The sequence below is a fragment of the Mycoplasma sp. HS2188 genome, assembly GCF_025209835.1.
In the GTDB taxonomy this organism is placed as follows: domain Bacteria; phylum Bacillota_I; class Bacilli_A; order Mycoplasmatales; family Metamycoplasmataceae; genus Mycoplasmopsis.
Genome location: NZ_JAOAOI010000058.1, coordinates 1 through 676, shown reverse-complemented (window position 1 = coordinate 676; position 676 = coordinate 1). Strand labels below are relative to the sequence as shown.

Genomic DNA, 676 nt, shown 5'->3' with positions numbered 1-676 from the left:
AACTTAATTGCACCCCATTATCTTGTTTTGGAGCTTCATCTTTTGCTTTCTTTTTCGGTTTTCGACCTCGTTTTTTAGGTTTTACTTCTTTTTCTTCGCTTGCTTTATCATCTTTATATTCTATTTGCTCCGCTAATTCTTTTTCCTGCAATTCTGCTTGTTGGTTCATTAACTCGTTTTTTAAAGCTATATTTTCATATTGTTTTAACAACAATTCTTTACTCATATCTAGTTTTTCTTTATCCATAATACTCCTATATTTCTTGTTTTCTAAAATCGCCTTGTTTAAAGTACAATCCTTTTTCATATTCGTTATATCAAACATCAATCTTAATTTTTGAGTTTAAATTCAGTGAAATCATATTATTACCAATTACTCCAGCGCTTAAAAATGAAGTCATCGATTTATTTAAACCACCGGTATATTCATACATCTGCTCGACTGCTTTCAAGTCTTTTTCCTTAAGCCCAAAAATAGTAGAGTACTGACAATTCTGCACTATCGACTCAGCTTTAGCAGAAACTAATAAATCTGATGGCGACTGTGTAGTTAAATCTAAACCAAATAAATATTTACGTCCTGTCTTAGTTAATTTTCAAACGAAATTTAACATTATTGGACGAGAATTATCGACATACTGATGAATCTCATCGATAAATAAGACCGTATGTTTAT

Annotated in this window: 1 protein-coding gene and 1 pseudogene; both read right to left on the bottom strand. The window is 30.5% G+C overall.

The window, feature by feature from the left end:
• On the bottom strand, positions 1-247 hold a 247-nt coding region (locus tag N1F73_RS03795; RefSeq protein WP_260360168.1), incomplete at its 3' end, for a hypothetical protein.
• Positions 248-254: 7 nt separating this feature from the next.
• Positions 255-676 (bottom strand): annotated as a pseudogene (locus N1F73_RS03790) (conjugal transfer protein TraE); the annotation flags it as partial.